This window comes from Micromonospora sp. NPDC049051 (assembly GCF_043197575.1).
Classification (GTDB): domain Bacteria; phylum Actinomycetota; class Actinomycetes; order Mycobacteriales; family Micromonosporaceae; genus Micromonospora.
The window spans coordinates 16,754-34,143 of record NZ_JBICTL010000016.1; the positions used below are offsets into that span (position 1 = coordinate 16,754).

The following is a 17,390-nucleotide window of genomic DNA, read 5'->3' on the forward strand; positions in this document are numbered from 1 at the left end:
TGACAACGCCCACCGGACCGAGCATCGTCATTCGAGGCCAGGCACCCTTCGGTACCTGCTTCATGCAGGCGGTCGCGGCGGTGGCCACCGAGCACGGAGTGCCCGACGCAGCGGCTCGACTCGGGCCCAGCTGGGGTTTTCGGCGGGTGGCGGGACATCGGCTGGGCGGCGGGGAACGGTGGCTCGCGGGCACGGCCCGGCTCACCGGTCTGCGGCTGCAACGATTCGCGCAGACCGACTGGGCCGAGCTGGCCCAGGCCGAGCGGGCGGCCCTGGCCGACTCGGCGCAGCTGATCGTGGCGGTCGACTCGTTCGACATCGAGTCCCCGTACCGGGATCACGAGCACCTGACGCACGCGTTGGTGCTGCACCGGTACGCCGGGGACGAGGTCGTCGTGGCCGACATGACGAACCGCCCTGAGCCGCACTCGCTCCCGCTGCACGTGTACCAGAAGACCCGGCTCAGCCCGGTCGCCGGCGGATTCGGCATCGTCTGTCGCGGCGTCGTCGGCGTACCCCCGCCGTCCGACATCGTGGCGGACAGGTTACGAGCAGAGCTGCCCGCACACCGGGGTGAGCTCGCTGTCCTGGAACAGTTCATCACCGACGTCCGCGAGGGACGCACCGGCCCCGACGTCGACATCGCGGACGTGGCCGCCGAACGGCTGGCACTCAGCCAGGTCGTCGCCCCGCCGAACGGACCAGACGATCGGTGGACGCCGGTAGCCGACGCGTTCGCCGATCTGTCCCACCGTTGGTACATCGTGCACGCGATGGCCTGGGCGGCCACCCGCGGCACCGGCACCCTTCGGCCGGCCCGACTCGTCCGCATGCTCACCGACCTGGCGACCCGCGAAGCCGACCTGAACACCCGGCTGAGCGCGATCATGCAGGTCGGCTCACCCTGTCCACGTTGACCGATGAGGAGACGCCAGTGGAAGACCGTATATCCGCACTCGTGTTGCGGTTCGCCCAGCTCGATGCCGCGGCAGATGCCCTCGACCCGAACACCGACCTGTGGGACGCAGGCATGTCGTCGATGCACAGCGTCAGCGTGATGATGGCCGTCGAGGAGGAGTTCGGCGTCGAGTTCACCGAAGGGCTACTGACCCGCGCGACGTTCACCTCGGTCGCGTCCATCGCACACGCGGTGCGGAAGCTGCGCGACTCGGATCCGGCGGTGGCCCGATGACGGCCACGGTGACGGAAACGCCGAGCGACGTGGTGGCCGCCGCCCGACACGTCGCTGCCACCCTGGCAGAGCATGCCGACTCAGTCGACAGCGAAGCGGCCTTCCCTGCGGCGTCGGTCGCGGCACTGCACCGGGCCGGTCTGCTCGCGCCAGTCCTCGATCGCTCCCTGTCGGACCTCGTCGCGATCGCCGCCGAGCTGGGCAAGGCGTGTGGCTCCACCTCGATGATCTGGGCGATGCATCAGGTCCAGCTGGCCTGCGTCGCCCGCCACCATGGTGGATCCGCGCCGTTACGCACCGCGCTCAAGGACATCGTCGTCGACGGGACACTGATCGCATCCGTCACCTCAGAGGCCGGTATCGGCGGCAGCCTGCGTGCCAGCGGCGCGGCTCTGGAACGCCACGGAGATCGGGTCCGCCTGACAAAGCGGGCACCTACCGTCTCGTACGGCGCTTACGCCTGCGCCTATCTGGTCACCGCCCGGCGGGACGCGCAGGCCGCGGCCGGCGACCAGATCGCTGTGCTCGCCCCGGCGGACGCCTGTGCGCTCACGCCGGCCGGACCCCCGTGGAATCCCATGGGCATGCGGGGCACCTGTAGTCCGGGGTTCGAGTTCCACACCGAGGTGCCGGCCGGATACGTCCTGACCGACCCCTTCGAGCGGATCGCCAGCGCGACCATGGTGCCGCTGTCACACCTGCTGTGGGCAGCATGCTGGTTCGGCATCGCCGCTGCCGCGTTCCGCCGTGCGCAACAGGCCGTCCGGGGACGCATGCGCGGCAACCCCGACCTGGTCGATCCGCGGCTGGCGGAGGCCGCCGGGCGGATGGACCAGATGGAGGCCGCGCTAGCAGCCACCGCCCGCCGCTTCGAGCCGATCTGGGCGGACCCGGGTGCCGTCGACGAGCACGGTGGCCCCACCCTCACCTTGGCCGTGAACAACCTCAAGGTCACCGTCTCCACCCTCGCCGTCGACGTCGCGGTTGCGGCCCTCGAAATCTGCGGGATGCCCGGCTATGCCGAGGCCGGCCCCCTATCGGTCGCTCGGCCGCTGCGCGACCTGTACTCCGCTCGCCTCATGATCGGCAACGAGCGCCTGATGAACGCCAACGCCCGACTCAGCCTATGGAAACGAGCCTAGCCGTGACCGACACCTCCACCGCGGCCCAGCCGCACCTGTCCACCGCCGATGCCGCCCTCATCCCGACCGAGACACCGGGCATCGCCGTCGCCAACCGATCCTTCGACGCGATCGTGGCTGCCCTGCGATCGGCGCTGCTGACGCTAAGCGCACCCCAGCAGCCGGTGTCAGTGGCCGTACCACCGGTCATCGCCCGGGCCCTGCTGGAGCGGGTCGGCTACGTCGACGGGTTCCCGAACCTCCTGGGAACGGTACACAGCTTCGCGGGAAGTCCCGCGCGCTGGCACGAGTTGCAGCTCGCCCGGGACGAACAGAATGCGCCGTGGCACACCGCTCAGCAGATCACCGACGTAGCGGTGCTGCCGGCGACGTGCTATCACCTCTATCCGCTCTTCGAGGGGAAGGACCTGACCGAGCCGGTCGTCGTCACCGCGGAGGCGTACTGCTACCGCAACGAGGGCACCCATGAGCACGGCCGGCTCCGGAGCTTCCGGATGCGGGAGTTCGTCCGGATCGGCGTGGCCGACGAGGTCACGGAATGGCGGGACGCCTGGGTGGCCCGCGCCGAGCGGTGGCTCGGCGACCTCGGCCTGGACGTGTCAGTCGTGCCGGCCTCGGATCCGTTCTTTGGTGGCGCCGGCCGGCTGATGGGTGCCACCCAGCGCGAACAACAGCTCAAGTGGGAACTGACGGCACCGGTCGGTGACGGTGCGGTCCAAGCCGTGGCCAGCGCCAACTACCACAAGGACCACTTCGGGACGCCGTTCTCGATTCGAATCGGCGGCGAGACCGCACACACCGCCTGCGCCGCGTTCGGCCTGGAACGCATCACCCTCGCCCTGCTCGCCGCGCATGGCCCCGATCCTGCAAGCTGGCCGGCCCGCGTCCGCGCCACCCTGGCGGTAGGTCCGCGGTGACCGGCCCGCCTCGCCGCGCTGGTGGCTCCTTCGACGGCTCGCCAGATCGTCGGCAATTCGACGGTTACCGCAGGAAGGTGAGGCGCGATGACGTACCCGGCTCCGATCCCACACGCCCAGGGCGTCCAACACCTGTGCTGGGCGCCGCTGACGGGTTGGCGGTGGATCCGGGCCAACCCCGGCCACGAGGAGCTGCCCGGCGGTCGGGTGGTCCGAGTGGTCACCGGCCTTCGGGCGTACCGCTGGGACCGTGGCCGCGTCTCACTCTTCCGCCCCCGTGACTACGCGGGGCTCATCCGGCGGGCCTGTCGTGAACGCTGCATGCCGGTGGTGCCGGCCTCGCTGTTGCTCGCAGCCGCCGAGGAAGCGGTACGCCGCGCCGACCGTATCCCCGGTGGGGCATTGGACTCGCTGCATCTGACCGTGGAGCTGCGCGAGGAGGCACCCGGCCCGGGACAGCGGCGGTACTGCTGCCGACTGAGGCCGGTGATCGAGCCGTACGCCGACCAGTTGTTGCCGATCACACTCCAGATCGACCACGCTGTGGCGGGCTTGGAAACCACCCACCATCCGTTCTTCGTTTTCGGTGACTCACGCAACGCGCGGGTATTCAGCCCGGTGCTGAGCGACGGTCCCACCATTGCCCGGGACACCGTCGAGCAGCTCAGTCGGATGCTCGGCTTTCCCCTGCGTGAGGCGAATCTCGGCCTCCATGCCTGGCGTGAGCTGATCGAGAAGGGTGTGGTGCGCGAGGCCTTCGCCTGCAGCGCTGCCCCCTTGGTCGCACCCGTGGCGGTGGTGGAGTCCCCAGTCGGCAAGATGCGAGTGGGCGATGGCCAGCCCGGCTACGTGACCATCAACATCCGGCGGGCGATGGCCCGGCTGGTACACGGGGCAATGCGCGACGCGCTGGGATGGAGTCATCTCGTGCAGCCGCCGCTCTCCACTCGGCGAGGACGTCAGACAGGACGACTTACAACTCCTAACTCTTTGAGCGTTGGAGTCGGCGCCAGCAGATGATGGCGCAGGCGAGGGTGAGGAAAGCCTCGTGGATGTCGTCGCGGATCTCCCAGCGGATGCGAAGGCGGCGGAACCGGTGCAGCAAGGCGATGGTCTGCTCGACGACCCAGCGTCGGGTACCGAGGCCGGAGCCGTGGCCGACGCCGCGTCGGGCGATGACGGGTGTGATGCCGCGCGTGCGTAGCTCCCGGCGGTACTTGTCGAAGTCGTAGCCTCGGTCGGCGTAGATCCGCTCGGGCCGTTGCCGAGGCCTGCCGCGGACGCCCTTGATCCGGGGGACCTTGTCGACCAGGGGCAGCAGTTGGGTGACGTCGTGGCGGTTGCCGCCGGTCAGTGCCGTGGCGAGGGGGATGCCGCCCGCGTCGGTGATGACCCTGCTGCTCGGTCTGGTCACTATTCCGGTCGGTTTGGGCAGTGGCGAGTGGTGGCTGCTGGCCCTGGTGCTGCTGCCGTCCGGGGCGCTCACCGCGCCGACCGTAGCCGCCACCGCCGACGCGGTGAGCCGGCTGGTGCCGGCAAGCGTACGGGGTGAGGCGATGGGGTTACACGGCTCGGCGATGGTGGTGGGGCTGGCCCTCGGCACCCCGCTGGCGGGGCGGTGAATCGATGCCTCCGCACCGGCCTGGGGCTTCGCCGCGACGGGCTTGCTCGGCGCGGTAATCGCACTTGCGGTGGCACCGGCCGAGTTGCGTCACCGGCGGTCCGACGCTGCCGCCGAAGCCACCCTCACCCACACCGCCGGCTCCACGCCCGACTCCGCCTCCATTCGAGCATCGATTTAGCTGATATACCACGGATCAGAAGGTGAGGGGTTCGAGTCCCTTCGGGCGCACTTCACGATCAAGGCCGTGACCAGCGGAAATGCGGGTCACGGCCTTGATCGCTTCTGTGCTTCGGGACGATCTTCCCAGAATGCGGAATCTGGTGCCGGTCGTGCTCATTGTCGCCGTGCTGTTTCGGCGGGGTCCGTTCTGGCCCGTGCCAACCGTCGTTTCGCGTCTGCGGCTGCCGGGATCATGGTCGGGATGCCGGGTGTGCCAGGGTGTGTCCGCTGGACACTGTGGTCGGTTCTGTGCGTGGTTGCCGAGGTGGGTGTGCCGGTGGTTCGGCGTTGACCTGGGCTGGCACGGGGTGGCGAACAACGACTGGAACGTCAAGTCACGGTTGGCTCAGCGGGTAGCTTCGGTGATGCCGGTGCGGCCGGCCAGCTATCAGGCTCAGGGGCGGGTTGCGGAGACCGGCTGAGTGCCGGAACCGTGCCCGGTGCTGAGCCGCGAGACCACCTCGATGACCGAGGTGCCGCTTAGTTCGACGACGAAGCCCCACAGGCCGAGGGTGAGCCAGGCGGTGAGGTCGCCTTGGAAGGACTGGTTGCCGAGGTACTGCAGTTTGAGCCCAACCAACGCCACGACCAACACCGAGGCCATGCCGGCGATCGGGCGAGCGGCCCGGAACCAGGGTGCCAGCCCAGGCTCCTCCGCCCGGGGAGCACGCGTCGGACGTGGGCGGCGGCTCTTTCCCGCCTCGGCCACGGTGCCCGTCTCGACGGTGCCGGCCTGCAGAAACCGGTCGTACTCCTGCGCCGCGCCGTCGTACTCGCCGCGCTGCAGCAGATCGACCGCAGTGCGCAAGGTGGCCTCGTTCGGGAGTTCGAGATAGGAGGTGATTACCTGCGATGCGGTGATGAAGTTGAGTCGGAGGGTGTCGAGATCTCGGGCGATCTCATCCGCCCGGTCTGGCCAAGGGGCGTCCTTCGCGAGCTGCAGGCGGCGGTGGCATTCGTCGAGGACGGCGTCGACCCGCGCGAGTACGTTGCGGGTGATCGACTTAGGGTGCGCGTTGACCGCCTCGGCCTGCGCGGACAGTGTGTTGTCGAGCACGACGAAGCGGCTCGCCATCGACGCGAGGCGCTCACGTTCCTTCTCCAGGTCTGTGAACAGCTGCTCGGCACGTCCGTAGTCGTGCCGAGCAATGACGTCCTGCAACTCCTCCATCTGCAGTCGGGCCGCGACCGGCAGGTTGCGGCCGTCCGAGCCCCAACCCACGGCCCGCCGCAGCGACGCCAACCGACGGTAGATCATCGCCTGCGGCGTCAACCGCTCGGTGATCCACTTGATCAGCAGTCCGGCGGCCGCGCCAGCCACCAGGATGAAGAACGCGGATAGGGCTGACCAGCCACTCCGCTCGTCAACGCGCAACACCACCGGCACGTCGACTTGGGCGTCATCCTTTGATACCCGGATCGAGCCGCGGAAGTCGCCGGCCGGGACCCGCTCCGGTGACCAGGGGTCGGCCGAGACCGTGAGGGCCAGGACCCCGGGAGAAATCTCGCTGACGGCGACGGTCACCTGCTGTGCAGGGAACTGCCGGCTGGTGCCGGGATCGGTGAGGTCGGCTTCCAGGCGTGCGACGAAGGCACCCCGCGGATTCGCGGCGATCTCCCGGATCGGTGGTCGCACCGTCATGGTGCGGGTCAGCGGCGTCCGCCCGGCACCGAAAGAGATCATCAGGGTGCCCTTGGGAACCTCCGCTCGGGCCCGGTCCGGTCCGGCGTCTGCGGTTGAGGGTGCCTCCAGCAGCGCTGACACTCCGATTGCCGCACCAATCAGCAAGAGGACGGGCAGGACTCGCCAGCTGATGCGCCGCCTGTTACGTGCGGCAGCCATAGCTCGTACGCGCCGGCGCTCGTGGTCACGATAGGTCACGGCTCGATGCTCGGACGGTCGCGCTTCTCCGGCAGATCAGCGGCCGAGATGCTCTTGCTCGCTCCACGGATTTCCGTGGCGCGTCGCGAGATCAAGCTGGCGCGGTGCGAGTCGACCAGCAGGCGATCGATGCTTGCATTGAGCTCGATCTGTTCGCGCAGCACGGCGAGTTCCAGTTCCTTACGTTCCCGGGCCAGCTCCTCGTCCGCGAGAACCAGGCGGCGCTGGTTCTCGGCGACGGCGAACTGGGTCTGGACGGCGAGTTCCGAGTGGTAGGCGACGATTCGGTCGTAAGCCGTGGTCCCCATCACCAGTCTGGCGAGGGCGGGCAGGACGTCGATCAGCATGATCAGCAGTCGCAGCAACCAAGTCGCTGCGGTGACGTTGTTGCTGTCGGAACCGAGGCGCTGTAGAGCTGACAGCCGATCGATCAGCCCGATCGGACCCAGTGCCGCCTCTTGCGATTGGACCAGGCGCTTGATAGCTACATTGCGTGCCTCCGCTGCGGATTCCTGAACCTGGCTGAGTGCCTTCTGCCTGTCCTGAATCAGCCGTCGCAGGTTCGAGAGTCGCGCTGTCTCGCTGGTCTGCTCGGCGCGAAGGCGGTCGGCGTCGGCGCGAAGGCGGCGGCAGTTCGGCCCCTCCCCTGCTTTACCGGTCAGCGCGGTGCCCCCCTCCCCGGTGCATTCCTGCCGTGCCTGTGCTTCGAGTTGATCCAACGCTTTCGCGCCCGCGTCGACCGACTCCTGCAGTTGGTCTGCCTGGGCCTGATAGCCGGTCAGCGCCACCAGAGCAGCGCCGGGGTCTGGGACGACGAGCAGGTAGCCCTGACAGGTGGTCGAGTCAGGTTGTTTCGCCGCCTCAGCTGTCCCGGCCACCGGATTGCAGAGTCGAAGCCTGCTCTCGTACTCCTGGAGCGTCCGCATCCGGTCGCGTGACACCTCGTGCTCGACTTCGCGCTGGAAGATGGTAAGAACAAGCGGTTCGGCGATCACCACGCCCATCAGCGCGGCCATCAGAATGCGGGGCAAGTAACTGCTCAGCCGTCCGAATCGGTTGGTGGCCCCGGAGACGGAGGTGACCAGCCAGCGATCGAATGTCAGGATCATCGCGCCCCAGATCAGTGCCACGACGAGGGACACGGTCCACGAATCGGTGACCCAGCGCATCGCCGCGAACATGGAGACGACCGCGAGCAGCGACGCGCCGAGGACCAGGCCGCCGAGGGCGGTGTATCGGGGGCGTTCGTTCGGCACCTTGTCCAGTACCGCTTCCTGGACGCCGACAACAGTTCGCAGATAGCTACCGATCGGCCGGCGGAAAGCGCTACTACGTCGTTCAGTCATCCGTGCCCTCCGACGGTCGCGGTCCGACGCTCTTCGTCACCAGATCAGAAGCGCCGTTCGGGACAAAACTCAGATAAGGCCGCTGCACAGTCATGCCGGGTATCGACGGTGGGGACAGCTCCACTTCCGCCTGCGCCTCTGAGATCAGGACGGCGTGGACCGATTCCAGGTCTGTGACGTGGTGTTTGGCCAGCTCCGCCCGGAGATTGACCAGACCGTACAGATAAGACGTCAGCTGATCTGCGGCATGGGTGCACCCGTTCCGTAGCAGCGCCACCGCATCGTTCACGAAACATGCGAAGCGCGCGGCGACGGTGAACGTCTGGTGAGGTTCAGCAGAGTTCAGCTCGACGGTGCAGTGCACGGTGTGATTAACAGTGGAGACCAGAAAGGCGTCAGCCGGGGCATCGGCACGCGCGCGGATGCCGCGACGCTCAAGGCTGGCCAGCTCGAACACGCCGTTCATGCCTAGGACCAGGACGGTGCCTTCTATGGGCTCCGGAAGGTCCTCGGTGAGGTAGTAGTGGCGAAAGAGAGGCGCAAGGCGGTGTGGCCGGCGTATGCGTAGGTAGGCCAGTACAGGGTAGGGGTTAGATGGCCGCTGCCTAGGAGCGGTCGTGGCGGTACTCGTCACCGTGACCTTGGGCTCCAAACTCGATCGACACGGGGCGGCCAAAGATATCGGCGCGGAGGCTGTGATCACAACTGCCAGTTCTTCAAGCTGACAAAGAAGACCTTGAAGGTTGGATATCTGAAGTATTCTCAGATTCGTGATCGTCACGCAATTCTCACCCCCTTGCCTTATTGACTGCTCCAGTCGGGGCGCTCGGTCGTGATATGTCGCGGCCTTTCCGCAACCTCGCCGTTGTTTCTTTAGTCCGATTACGTCAGGAAATCGACGATTTAGGGGCCGGGTCGCAAGCCGGCGCGTCTACTGCTGATTCTGGCTTTATCTGCCAAAAGGTCATTTTAAGGAGTCGTGCCCCGTCACTCAGGCCACTCTGGAGCGGCTTCTTCGTGATCGGCTTGAGCTGGCCGCCGTGGGCCAGGTGGCCCAGTGGGCCGGGCTGCCTCGCTCTCGCCAACCGGATCCTCGCCACGTGCACTTGTGGCGCTGGGCGTCCGGCCTGGCGCCGATTGGCGTCGGGCCGGACGCGCCGTCGGTGCTGCGCCACTCTCGCGTACGTGCGGGAGGCGTCAGTAGTCGATGTTGATGGCAGCGACTTGGCGGGTGCCGTTGAAGACGATGGCGGGGCCGGCAAAGCGGGAGCTGGAGTAGGTCAGTGCCGTCTTGTGCCCCGGACTGTTGAACCAGGCCTCGATCATCTGCTCCGGTGAGGAGTTGCCCGAGGATGCGAACAGGACCTCATGGCCGCAGTGCTTCATGGTGCCCGCATCCAGGTTCTGCTTCACGCAGACTTCCGCGGCGCGATGCTGCGTCGTGCCGAGCTTGACCTCGGGCAGCCCGAGCGCGCGGCGCCGCTCATTGAGCAGCACCAACAGACGTCGTTCCGCGGCAGACACGCCGCTCGACGAGGCGGTGGACGTGCTGGCCGGCTTGGTCGGTGTCCTGGTCGGCGTCGGCGCCTTGGTCGGCGTCGTTGACCTGATGGGGGTGGGGGTCGCCCGCGAGCTGGCCTGCGACGCCCCGAGCGCCGTCGGGGAAGGCGACGCGAGGGCGGATTCGGTGGTCTCGGAGGCGGGCGCGGTGATCGGGGTCGAGGGCTGCACGGCCGTCGCGCTCGCCGGCTGTTGCCTCGGCCCGTCCTGGTGGCCGGCGAGGATGATCCCGCCCCCTCCGAGCATGGCGAGGGCCGCGAATGCTCCGACCAGGGACTTGGGCAGGGCCAGGGCCGTGACGCGGGCCTGCTGCCACATCCCGGCGGTCTTCGCGTACGCGCCTGCCGCCGCATCGCCCTGCGATGCGCTGGAGACGGTGTGCGCCTTGTCGGCGATGTTCGCGGCGAGGCCGGCTGGCAGCGGCGTGAGCGCCAGACCGGCCAGCAGCCGCTCGGCCGGAACCAGATCCGACGTGGCGTTCGGGCAGTACGCGCAGGTGCGGACGTGCCGCGCCAACCGCTTGCGCCACACCGGTGCCGGTCGACCGTCCCAGTGGGAGGCCGTGTCGATCAGGCCGGCGCAGCCGGGCCGGGCGACGAGGGCTCGCACCACCAGCCGGGCGGTGTCCAGCTGCGCCTTCATCCGGGCCACGCGCACGGTCACGTGGTGCGGGTCCAGTTGCAGGGCATCGACGAGGTCGGCACGGGAAAGGTGACCGGCCTCGACCAGCCACCACAGGGACAGCAGGTGGCGATGGTCCTCGTCCAGCCAGCGCGTGGCCAGGACGACCTCCCGGCGCTGATCGGACAGGCGAAGCTGGGTCAGGGTCAGATCCTCGAAGTCGGACCCCGGGGCGATCATGTTGTCGATGTCCTCCGGCGGCGCCGGCGTGGTGTTCTGGTGCTGCTTGTAGGCGCGGACCTCGTTCATGGTGACGGCCACCAGCCACGACCGGAACAGCTGCGGATCGCGTACGCCCGCCAACCCTCGCACGACCCGCAACATCGTGTTCTGCACCACGTCGTCGACGTCCGCCGATCGATGTAGCGCCCGGCCCACGATGTTGTACACCAGTGGCAGATAGTGCGAGACCAACTCGTCCATCGCCGCCTGGTCGCCGCGGCGTGCCGCGTCCACCACCGTCGACATGTCGTTCTTGTTCGGGTCCGCGTGATGGGTCACGCTCACAACCTCGCCTTCACGAGACGTCCTCGTACAACGTGGAGACTGGCTGGCACCCGTCGAAGTCACACAAACTGGCGTCGTCACCGGCGAAGCGCACCGACAGTACCGGCAACCAGCTCGGCGAACTCGTCCGCAGAAAGAAGGCGGTCGCGGTTGAGAGGTCTCGCAGCGGGGAACATGGGCAGCTCGCATTCGACGCCGCCGCGTCCACGGGCGCCCGAACCGACCGCAGGCTGAGAGAGCCCGGGAGCGGCGCAATGGGGCCGCGCTCAGGGCAGGCCCGACCCGACCGACGTCAGCGGAGGGCGGGCATGCCGACGGCGACCTTGCGCTCAGGATGACCAGTGGCTCACCTGTCGCTGTTGAGACGGACGATGGCGCCGTTCAGCGCGGTGGCGAAGAGCGTCCACGCGGTGTACGGGGCCAGCGCGGCACCCGCGACGCGATCGGCCCGCGAGGCGCGGCGGAGCAGCACGAAGTTGGAGGCGTTGAGCGCGGCGATCTCGGCCAGCGCGGCGGTGGGCCTGCGGGCCTTGAAGAACAGCGCGCTCCACCCGAAGTTGAGGGCCAGGTTGAGCGCGTAGGCGCGGGTGAACGCGGTGCGGTCGGCTTCACTGGTGCGGTCCAGCACGCGGGCGCCGGCCACCGCGATCAGCGCGTACAGCGGCGTCCACACCAGCGGGAACGCCACGGGCGGCGGCTGCCAGGTCGGCTTGCGCAGCCTCTTGTACCAGCGATTGGAGGTGTCGTTCACCGCCGTGCCGGCCGCAGCCGTAACGGTGACCGCCGCTGCGGTCTTGACCAGGGTAGGTAGGGGCATGGCGTTCAGCTACCCGGCCTGCGCGGGATCAACCGCGCCCGGTCACCGGGTCGCGAGTGGTGCAGGGGGCGACGACCGCCACGTGACGGCCCAGGACGAGAGGGTCCCGCCAGCACCTCGCGCTCCGCGCGATGATCGGGCTGACTACATCCAGATGTACTCCTCAGCAATGGCCCCATCCTGCCACTTTGCCACCGTCACCATCCGGCTGCCGTCTTCGAACTCGCTCACCACGCAGGTCCACTCTCCCGATCCGAAACCGATGGGGTGCGACTTGATCTGCGCTGGCTCTCAGGGCGAGGCTACCGGGACCTGCGAAAACCGTCAGGCCAAAGCACGCAGCAGGTTGGATGACCAAGTCGCCGCGCCGCGTACGGGGGGCGTGGGAAGATAGCGACGCGGTGTTCGGGCGCGGCTGTCGTTTCCAGCGCCCGAGCGGGTGTTTCGCATGCACGCGGAGCAGGTGGCATTGCCTTCGGAACTGCGCGGGCCCGTGTCACGGCGACATTCGGCCCGACCGTCATGTCGCTGCGGGCTCAGCTTCTTATTGAATCCCCAACCATTTGTCGAGGAAGCTTCATGGCGCACATCTCGATCATCGGTGCCGGCAAGATGGGACAGGCCATCAACGCCGCTCTCGGCAGGGGTGGCAACACGATCGATCTGCTCGGCAAGAAGGACGCCGACAAGCCGGTCAACGGCGACATCGTCGTGCTCGCCGTGCCCTACCCGGCCGTGGAGCAGGTGCTGGCCCAGCGTCCCGGTCAGCTCGACAACAAGATCGTCGTCGACATCACCAATCCGTTGAACTTCGAAACCTTCGACTCCCTGGTCGTCCCCGCCGATTCCTCGGCGGCCGCGCAGATCGCCGCGAAACTGCCGAACGCCCGACTGCTCAAGGCATTCAACACCACCTTCGCCGGCACCCTCGCCGAGGGAACGGTCGGCCCACTGGCCACCACGGTTCTGATCGCCGGTGACGACGCAGACGCCAAGGCCACCCTCGTGGACGTGGTCACCGCCAGCGGGCTGAGGGCGATCGATGCCGGGTCGCTCAAGCGCGCCCGGGAGATGGAGGCTCTCGGATTCCTGCAGATAAGCCTGGCTTCGAACCAGAAGGTCTCGTGGTCCGGCGGCTTCGGCGTCGTCGACTGAGCGGCAGTTCGCAACTGGCTTCATAGGTCGGGCTTACAGGGCCTCGCGCCTTTCACGGCGTGGTCGGCTTCAGCGGCGTGTCGGCGATCCTGGTGACGAGGAAGTCGAGTCGTTCCTCCTGTCCGTCTGCGGGGATGCGTCCGCTCTCCGACAGGATGGCGATGCCGTGCAGCGCGCCCCAGAGGACTTCGGCCCACAGTTCGCGCCGTTTGTTGTCCGGGCGGAAGCAGTTGGCCAACTCGTCGTGGGGCTCTTCATCTTCATCCTGCTGGCGGGAGCGACACCCACCTATTGGGTTGGTTCATGCTGGTCGCCGTCGGCGTACCCACCGGTGACGCACTCGTCGTGTGGCGCAGCAACGGGCCCAAGGCCGCCGTCTACGGGATTCACGGAGCCGCCGCCGTGGTGATGCTGGCGATCGGCGTGCTTCTGCTCGTCGCCAAGCCGCGTGTCACTCCGCTTCCGCCGGGTCCGACGAAGGCCCACAGTAGACCTGGAACAGATCCCGCCCGAAAGGTGTCCAGCCGTGCTCAGCTTCGAGATCACCCCGATAGGTACGGTTCGAAACGACCGGACGGATGTCCAGCACACGGACAACTGGGGTGCCGTCCGCAGCACCATCGTCGTCGACGAGCGCTTCGGCGAGGCGTGCCTCCAAGGGCTGGAGAGCTTCTCCCACGTCGAGGTCCTCTTCGTCTTCGACCAGTTCCCGGAACACGGCGAGTACCGCGAGCCCCGCCCGTACCGCGGCCGTTCCGATCTCCCGCCCGTCGGCGTGTTCGCCGGCCGTGGCCCCCGCAGACCGAACCGCATCGGGGTGACGTGCTGCGCCATCGAATCCGTGCACGGCCGCGAGTTGGCGGTGGTGGGCCTCGACGCGGTCTCGGGCACCCCGGTCGTCGACCTGAAGCCGACAATGACGGAGTTCCTGCCGGTGGACGTCAAGCAGCCGGAATGGGTCAGCCGCCTGATGTCGGAGTACTTCAGGCCGTAATCGGGGCAGGGCCCGTAAGTCATCGTGTGCTACGCCCCCGGCTCGGCGGAACGGCGTGCTGGCCGACCCCCAGCCCGATGCGGGGCTGGTCACGACCACCAGAACCCGCGTCGCCGCCGGAGCGGTCCTGGCACCGGAGGTGCGGACGGCAGCGTTTCGTACGCGGGCTGGTCGCCGTATGCAACAAACCTGCATACCTCCCCTCTTGCTACGTAGGCAAGCGCTTTCCTAGCCTGGTGTTTCATCGATGTTTCGATCCTTGACCGGGCTGAGGGTGCGGACACGAAGCCACCTGCGGTGTCGGGCTGTGAGGGCAGTGCCCTTCGCCGTGCTTACTCCTGAGGAGTCCAACAGTGAGAACCGCAGTGCGACACAAGCTTCTTGCCGGCGGCGCAGCCGTGGTCGCCGCAGCCGCGGTCGCCGCGGCGCTGCCGATGACCCAGGCGTCGGGGGCGTTCGGCGGCCCCGATCCCGCGTCGGTCGGCGCCAACGCGACCAATCTCAGCCTCGGGGCCGGCTCCGACGGTTCCAGCAAGGCCAGCGGCACCAGCTACGGCAACGTGCTCGACGGCAACATGAGCACCTACTGGTCACCGGTCGGCTCGACCGGTCGTATCTCGATCAAGTGGGGCTCGGCGACCACGGTGGCCTCGATCAACATCCGGGAGGCGGCCGGTGCCGTCGGGGCCATCGGCTCCTGGCGGGTCGTCGACAACGACACCGGCAGCGTCCTGGCCAGCGGCACCGGGGCAGGGGCCATCACCTTCACCGCCACCTCGCTTCGCAAGATCAATTTCGAGATCACCAGCTCGACCGGTACGCCGAGGGTCGCGGAGTTCGAAACGTACGCCTCGGGTGCGACCACCCCGCCGCCGACAACCGGACCCACCACCCCGCCGCCGACAACCGGACCCACCACCCCGCCGCCGACAACCGGACCCACCACCCCGCCGCCGACCACGCCCCCGCCGTCGAGCAGCACGCTGTACGTGGCACCAACCGGCACCGACGGCGCGGCCGGCACGGAGGCCAACCCGACGACGCTCACCTCCGCGATCACCCGGATCGTCGCCGGCGGCACGATCTACCTGCGCGGCGGCACCTACCGCTACTCGCAGACCGTCACCATCGGCCAGGGCAACAACGGCACGTCGAGCGCGCGCAAGAACATCTTCGCCTACCCGGGCGAGACCCCGATCCTGAACTTCTCGGCCCAGGCTGAGGACCCGGCGAACCGTGGCCTCGCGGTGGGCGGATCGTACTGGCACATCCGCGGCATCATCGTCGAGCGGGCCGGGGACAACGGCATCCTGCTCGCCGGCAACAACAACATCATCGAGCGTACGGTGACCCGCCACAACCGGGACTCGGGGCTCCAGCTCTCGCGACTGGTGGCCGACGCGCCCCGCGACCAGTGGCCCTCCAACAATCTCGTGGTCAGCACGGTGTCGCACGACAACGTCGACTCCGACGGTGAGGACGCCGACGGTTTCGCCCCGAAGCTCACCGTCGGCCCCGGCAACGTCTTCCGCTACACCGTGGCCCACAACAACATCGACGACGGCTACGACCTCTACACGAAGAGCGACACCGGGGCCATCGGCGCGGTGACCATCGAGTCCTCTCTCGCCTACGACAACGGCACCCTGAGCAACGGCGGCCAGGCCGGGGCCGGCGACCGCAACGGCTACAAGCTCGGTGGCGAGGACATCGGGGTCGACCACATCGTCCGGGGCAACATCGCCTACGACAACGGCAAGCACGGATTCACCTACAACCGCAATCTGGGCACCATGCAGGTGTCGAACAACGCCAGCATCGGCAACACCGAACGCAACTTCACCTTCGACGGCGGGTCCTCGGTGTTCCGGAACAACACCTCGTGCGACGGCGGCTCGAACGACAAGATCATCGGCAACTCCGACAGCTCGAACCAGTTCTGGTCCGGCACCAACGGAACGCGGTGCTCCCAGTACTCCGGCGCCCTGGGCTGGTCCTTCGCGTCCGACGGCCGCCTCGTCGTGACCTTCGGCGGCAGGGTCGTCACGCCGTAACGAGCGGTACGACGCCGGCGTCACCGCTGCGGTGACGCCGGCGTCCCGTTTGCCATGCAACGGGGGGGGCGGGGCCGCCGGTGTCCCGGCGGCCCCGCTCGTGTGACGACTCTCAGACGATCTCCACGCCGTAGACGCTCAGCGCCTCCGTGACCGGCTGGAAGTAGGTGGTTCCGCCGGAGGAGCAGTTGCCGCTGCCACCCGAGGTCAGGCCCAGGGCGGTGCTCCCGCTGAAGAGCGCGCCGCCGCTGTCGCCCGGCTCGGCGCAGACCGTGGTGCGGATCAGCCCGCTGACGCTGCCCTCGGCGTAGTTCACCGTGGCGTCGACCGCCTCGACCGAGCCGCCGTGCAGACCGGTGGTGCTGCCGGAGCGCTGCACCGACTGCCCGACGAAGGCGTCGGCCGCGCCGGTGATGTCCCGCGTGGTGCCGTCGTACAGGTCGACGCTGCCGTCGGCGGCGGACGCGTTGGTGTGCTGCACGATGCCGTAGTCGTTGCCGGGGAAGCTGCCGGTGCCGCCGGTGCCGAGCAGGTTGCTCTGCCCGGAGTCGGCGTACCAGTTGGCGGTGATGTCGGTGCAGTGCCCGGCGGTGAGGAAGTAGTGGGTGTCGCCGCTGCGGACGTTGAAACCGAGCGAGCAACGGCCACCGCCCTCGGCGTAGATGGCCTCGCCGCCGGCGGCCCGGGTGCTGAGCGTGCCGGCCTCCCGCTGGATGCGGACGGTGCCGCCGAGGCCCTCCGCGACGGCCTCGACGCGCTTCAGCTTCGCGCCGGTCACGGTGCTGTCGACGGAGACCACGACCTGGTTGGTCGCCGGATCGGTCCACCAGGCGGTGCCCGGGACCTTCGCGCCGCCGTCCAGCGCGGCGGTGGCCCGGGCGAGGTCGGCCGCGCCGCGGGCGACGAGCTTCGGGGTCGCGCCGGCCGCGCGGACCTTGCGGGCGGCGGTGTCGTCGGTCACGGTGACGACCATGGTGCCGTCGGCCCCTGCGTACGCCCCGCCGGAGCGGTCGCCGAGTGCGGCGGCGAGCGCGGTGGCTTGATCGGGGGATGCGGGCGTAGCGGGTGCTGCCTGAGCGGGACTGCTGGTCAGCGTGCCGACGACCAGCGCGCCAGCCACCGACAGTGCGGTGGCGCGGCGCAGCGATGACCCGGAGAGTCGCATGTGGTACCTCCATGGAGCTGAGCACGGGCCTGCCTTGCGGCTGGCCCCGGGCACCCGATCGGTTGGATCAAGCTCGACCGATCGGAGGCGTCGAAGTATTCATAGGTCTCATATTGATTGCAAGAGTGATGGTTG

General features: G+C 68.4%; 15 protein-coding genes and 3 pseudogenes. 10 read left to right on the forward strand and 8 right to left on the reverse strand.

The features are described 5' to 3' along the window. Positions 1-146 precede the first annotated feature (146 nt). From ACGFIR_RS31250 to ACGFIR_RS31270, 5 genes are all read left to right on the forward strand, one after another. On the forward strand, positions 147-917 hold the full coding sequence (locus ACGFIR_RS31250; RefSeq protein ID WP_393148947.1) for a hypothetical protein: 771 nt from the start codon (positions 147-149) through the stop codon (positions 915-917). After that, on the forward strand, positions 914-1,192 hold the full coding sequence (locus ACGFIR_RS31255; RefSeq protein ID WP_393148949.1) for an acyl carrier protein: 279 nt from the start codon (positions 914-916) through the stop codon (positions 1,190-1,192). The genes ACGFIR_RS31250 and ACGFIR_RS31255 overlap by 4 nt, the downstream gene beginning before the upstream one ends. Then, positions 1,189-2,334, forward strand: a complete 1,146-nt coding sequence (locus tag ACGFIR_RS31260; protein WP_393148951.1) for an acyl-CoA dehydrogenase family protein — start codon at positions 1,189-1,191, stop codon at positions 2,332-2,334. Before ACGFIR_RS31255 ends, ACGFIR_RS31260 begins: the two co-directional genes overlap by 4 nt. Positions 2,335-2,336: 2 nt before the next feature. Next, on the forward strand, positions 2,337-3,251 hold the full coding sequence (locus ACGFIR_RS31265; protein ID WP_393148953.1) for an aminoacyl--tRNA ligase-related protein: 915 nt from the start codon (positions 2,337-2,339) through the stop codon (positions 3,249-3,251). 87 nt (positions 3,252-3,338) lie between these two features. Further along, positions 3,339-4,271 (forward strand): hypothetical protein, encoded by a 933-nt coding sequence (locus ACGFIR_RS31270; RefSeq protein WP_393148955.1) that lies wholly within the window; start codon positions 3,339-3,341, stop codon positions 4,269-4,271. Here the strand turns inward: ACGFIR_RS31270 and ACGFIR_RS31275 are convergent. Next, positions 4,234-4,731, reverse strand: a pseudogene (locus tag ACGFIR_RS31275) (IS5 family transposase); the annotation flags it as partial. The gene ACGFIR_RS31270 and the pseudogene ACGFIR_RS31275 overlap by 38 nt on opposite strands. Between ACGFIR_RS31275 and ACGFIR_RS31280 the strand changes: the two are divergent. Beyond that, positions 4,652-5,053 (forward strand): annotated as a pseudogene (locus ACGFIR_RS31280) (MFS transporter); the annotation flags it as partial. The pseudogenes ACGFIR_RS31275 and ACGFIR_RS31280 overlap by 80 nt on opposite strands. A gap of 435 nt (positions 5,054-5,488) precedes the next feature. On the opposite strand, the gene ACGFIR_RS31285 reads toward ACGFIR_RS31280, so the two are convergent. The 5 genes from ACGFIR_RS31285 to ACGFIR_RS31305 all read right to left on the reverse strand — a co-directional run bounded on the left by ACGFIR_RS31285 (position 5,489) and on the right by ACGFIR_RS31305 (position 11,887). Next, positions 5,489-6,976 carry a hypothetical protein gene (locus ACGFIR_RS31285; RefSeq protein WP_393148957.1) on the reverse strand — a complete coding sequence of 496 codons (1,488 nt, stop codon included), beginning with the start codon at positions 6,974-6,976 and terminating at the stop codon, positions 5,489-5,491. Continuing rightward, positions 6,973-8,322, reverse strand: a complete 1,350-nt coding sequence (locus ACGFIR_RS31290) for a DUF4407 domain-containing protein (RefSeq protein WP_393148959.1) — start codon at positions 8,320-8,322, stop codon at positions 6,973-6,975. The genes ACGFIR_RS31285 and ACGFIR_RS31290 overlap by 4 nt, the downstream gene beginning before the upstream one ends. Continuing rightward, positions 8,315-8,788 carry a hypothetical protein gene (locus ACGFIR_RS31295; protein ID WP_393148961.1) on the reverse strand — a complete coding sequence of 158 codons (474 nt, stop codon included), beginning with the start codon at positions 8,786-8,788 and terminating at the stop codon, positions 8,315-8,317. Before ACGFIR_RS31295 ends, ACGFIR_RS31290 begins: the two co-directional genes overlap by 8 nt. Positions 8,789-9,519: 731 nt before the next feature. Next, positions 9,520-11,151: a sigma-70 family RNA polymerase sigma factor gene (locus ACGFIR_RS31300; RefSeq protein WP_393148963.1), complete on the reverse strand. Its 1,632-nt coding sequence runs from the start codon at positions 11,149-11,151 to the stop codon at positions 9,520-9,522. Positions 11,152-11,416: 265 nt separating this feature from the next. Then, positions 11,417-11,887: a TspO/MBR family protein gene (locus ACGFIR_RS31305; protein ID WP_393148965.1), complete on the reverse strand. Its 471-nt coding sequence runs from the start codon at positions 11,885-11,887 to the stop codon at positions 11,417-11,419. 579 nt (positions 11,888-12,466) lie between these two features. Here ACGFIR_RS31305 and ACGFIR_RS31310 point away from each other — a divergent pair. After that, a complete protein-coding gene (locus ACGFIR_RS31310) occupies positions 12,467-13,042 on the forward strand; it encodes an NADPH-dependent F420 reductase (protein WP_393008525.1) in 576 nt (191 codons plus the stop codon). Between the two features lie 52 nt (positions 13,043-13,094). Here ACGFIR_RS31310 and ACGFIR_RS31315 read toward each other — a convergent pair whose 3' ends face one another. Continuing rightward, complete coding sequence (locus ACGFIR_RS31315) at positions 13,095-13,280, reverse strand: hypothetical protein (RefSeq protein WP_393148967.1); 186 nt, start codon at positions 13,278-13,280, stop codon at positions 13,095-13,097. Between the two features lie 65 nt (positions 13,281-13,345). On the opposite strand from ACGFIR_RS31315, the pseudogene ACGFIR_RS31320 reads away from it, so the two are divergent. The 3 genes and pseudogenes from ACGFIR_RS31320 to ACGFIR_RS31330 all read left to right on the forward strand — a co-directional run. After that, a pseudogene (locus ACGFIR_RS31320) lies at positions 13,346-13,414 on the forward strand (hypothetical protein); the annotation flags it as partial. 154 nt (positions 13,415-13,568) lie between these two features. Beyond that, positions 13,569-14,036: an SAM-dependent methyltransferase gene (locus ACGFIR_RS31325; RefSeq protein WP_393148969.1), complete on the forward strand. Its 468-nt coding sequence runs from the start codon at positions 13,569-13,571 to the stop codon at positions 14,034-14,036. Between the two features lie 353 nt (positions 14,037-14,389). Next, positions 14,390-16,090 (forward strand): cellulose-binding protein, encoded by a 1,701-nt coding sequence (locus tag ACGFIR_RS31330; RefSeq protein WP_393148971.1) that lies wholly within the window; start codon positions 14,390-14,392, stop codon positions 16,088-16,090. A 112-nt stretch (positions 16,091-16,202) separates the two neighbouring features. Here ACGFIR_RS31330 and ACGFIR_RS31335 read toward each other — a convergent pair whose 3' ends face one another. Continuing rightward, the gene (locus tag ACGFIR_RS31335; protein ID WP_393148973.1) at positions 16,203-17,255 is read right to left on the reverse strand and encodes a S1 family peptidase; all 1,053 of its coding nucleotides are present in this window, start codon (positions 17,253-17,255) and stop codon (positions 16,203-16,205) included. Positions 17,256-17,390: the final 135 nt, after the last annotated feature.

What these genes read in the sequence shown, in the direction of transcription:
- ACGFIR_RS31260 (WP_393148951.1), top strand. Translation starts at nt 1,189, where the DNA reads ATGACGGCCACGGTGACGGAAACGCCGAGCGACGTGGTGGCCGCCGCC.
- ACGFIR_RS31270 (WP_393148955.1), top strand. Translation starts at nt 3,339, where the DNA reads ATGACGTACCCGGCTCCGATCCCACACGCCCAGGGCGTCCAACACCTG.
- ACGFIR_RS31290 (WP_393148959.1), bottom strand. Translation starts at nt 8,322, where the DNA reads ATGACTGAACGACGTAGTAGCGCTTTCCGCCGGCCGATCGGTAGCTAT.
- ACGFIR_RS31295 (WP_393148961.1), bottom strand. Translation starts at nt 8,788, where the DNA reads ATGAACGGCGTGTTCGAGCTGGCCAGCCTTGAGCGTCGCGGCATCCGC.
- ACGFIR_RS31305 (WP_393148965.1), bottom strand. Translation starts at nt 11,887, where the DNA reads ATGCCCCTACCTACCCTGGTCAAGACCGCAGCGGCGGTCACCGTTACG.
- ACGFIR_RS31310 (WP_393008525.1), top strand. Translation starts at nt 12,467, where the DNA reads ATGGCGCACATCTCGATCATCGGTGCCGGCAAGATGGGACAGGCCATC.
- ACGFIR_RS31335 (WP_393148973.1), bottom strand. Translation starts at nt 17,255, where the DNA reads ATGCGACTCTCCGGGTCATCGCTGCGCCGCGCCACCGCACTGTCGGTG.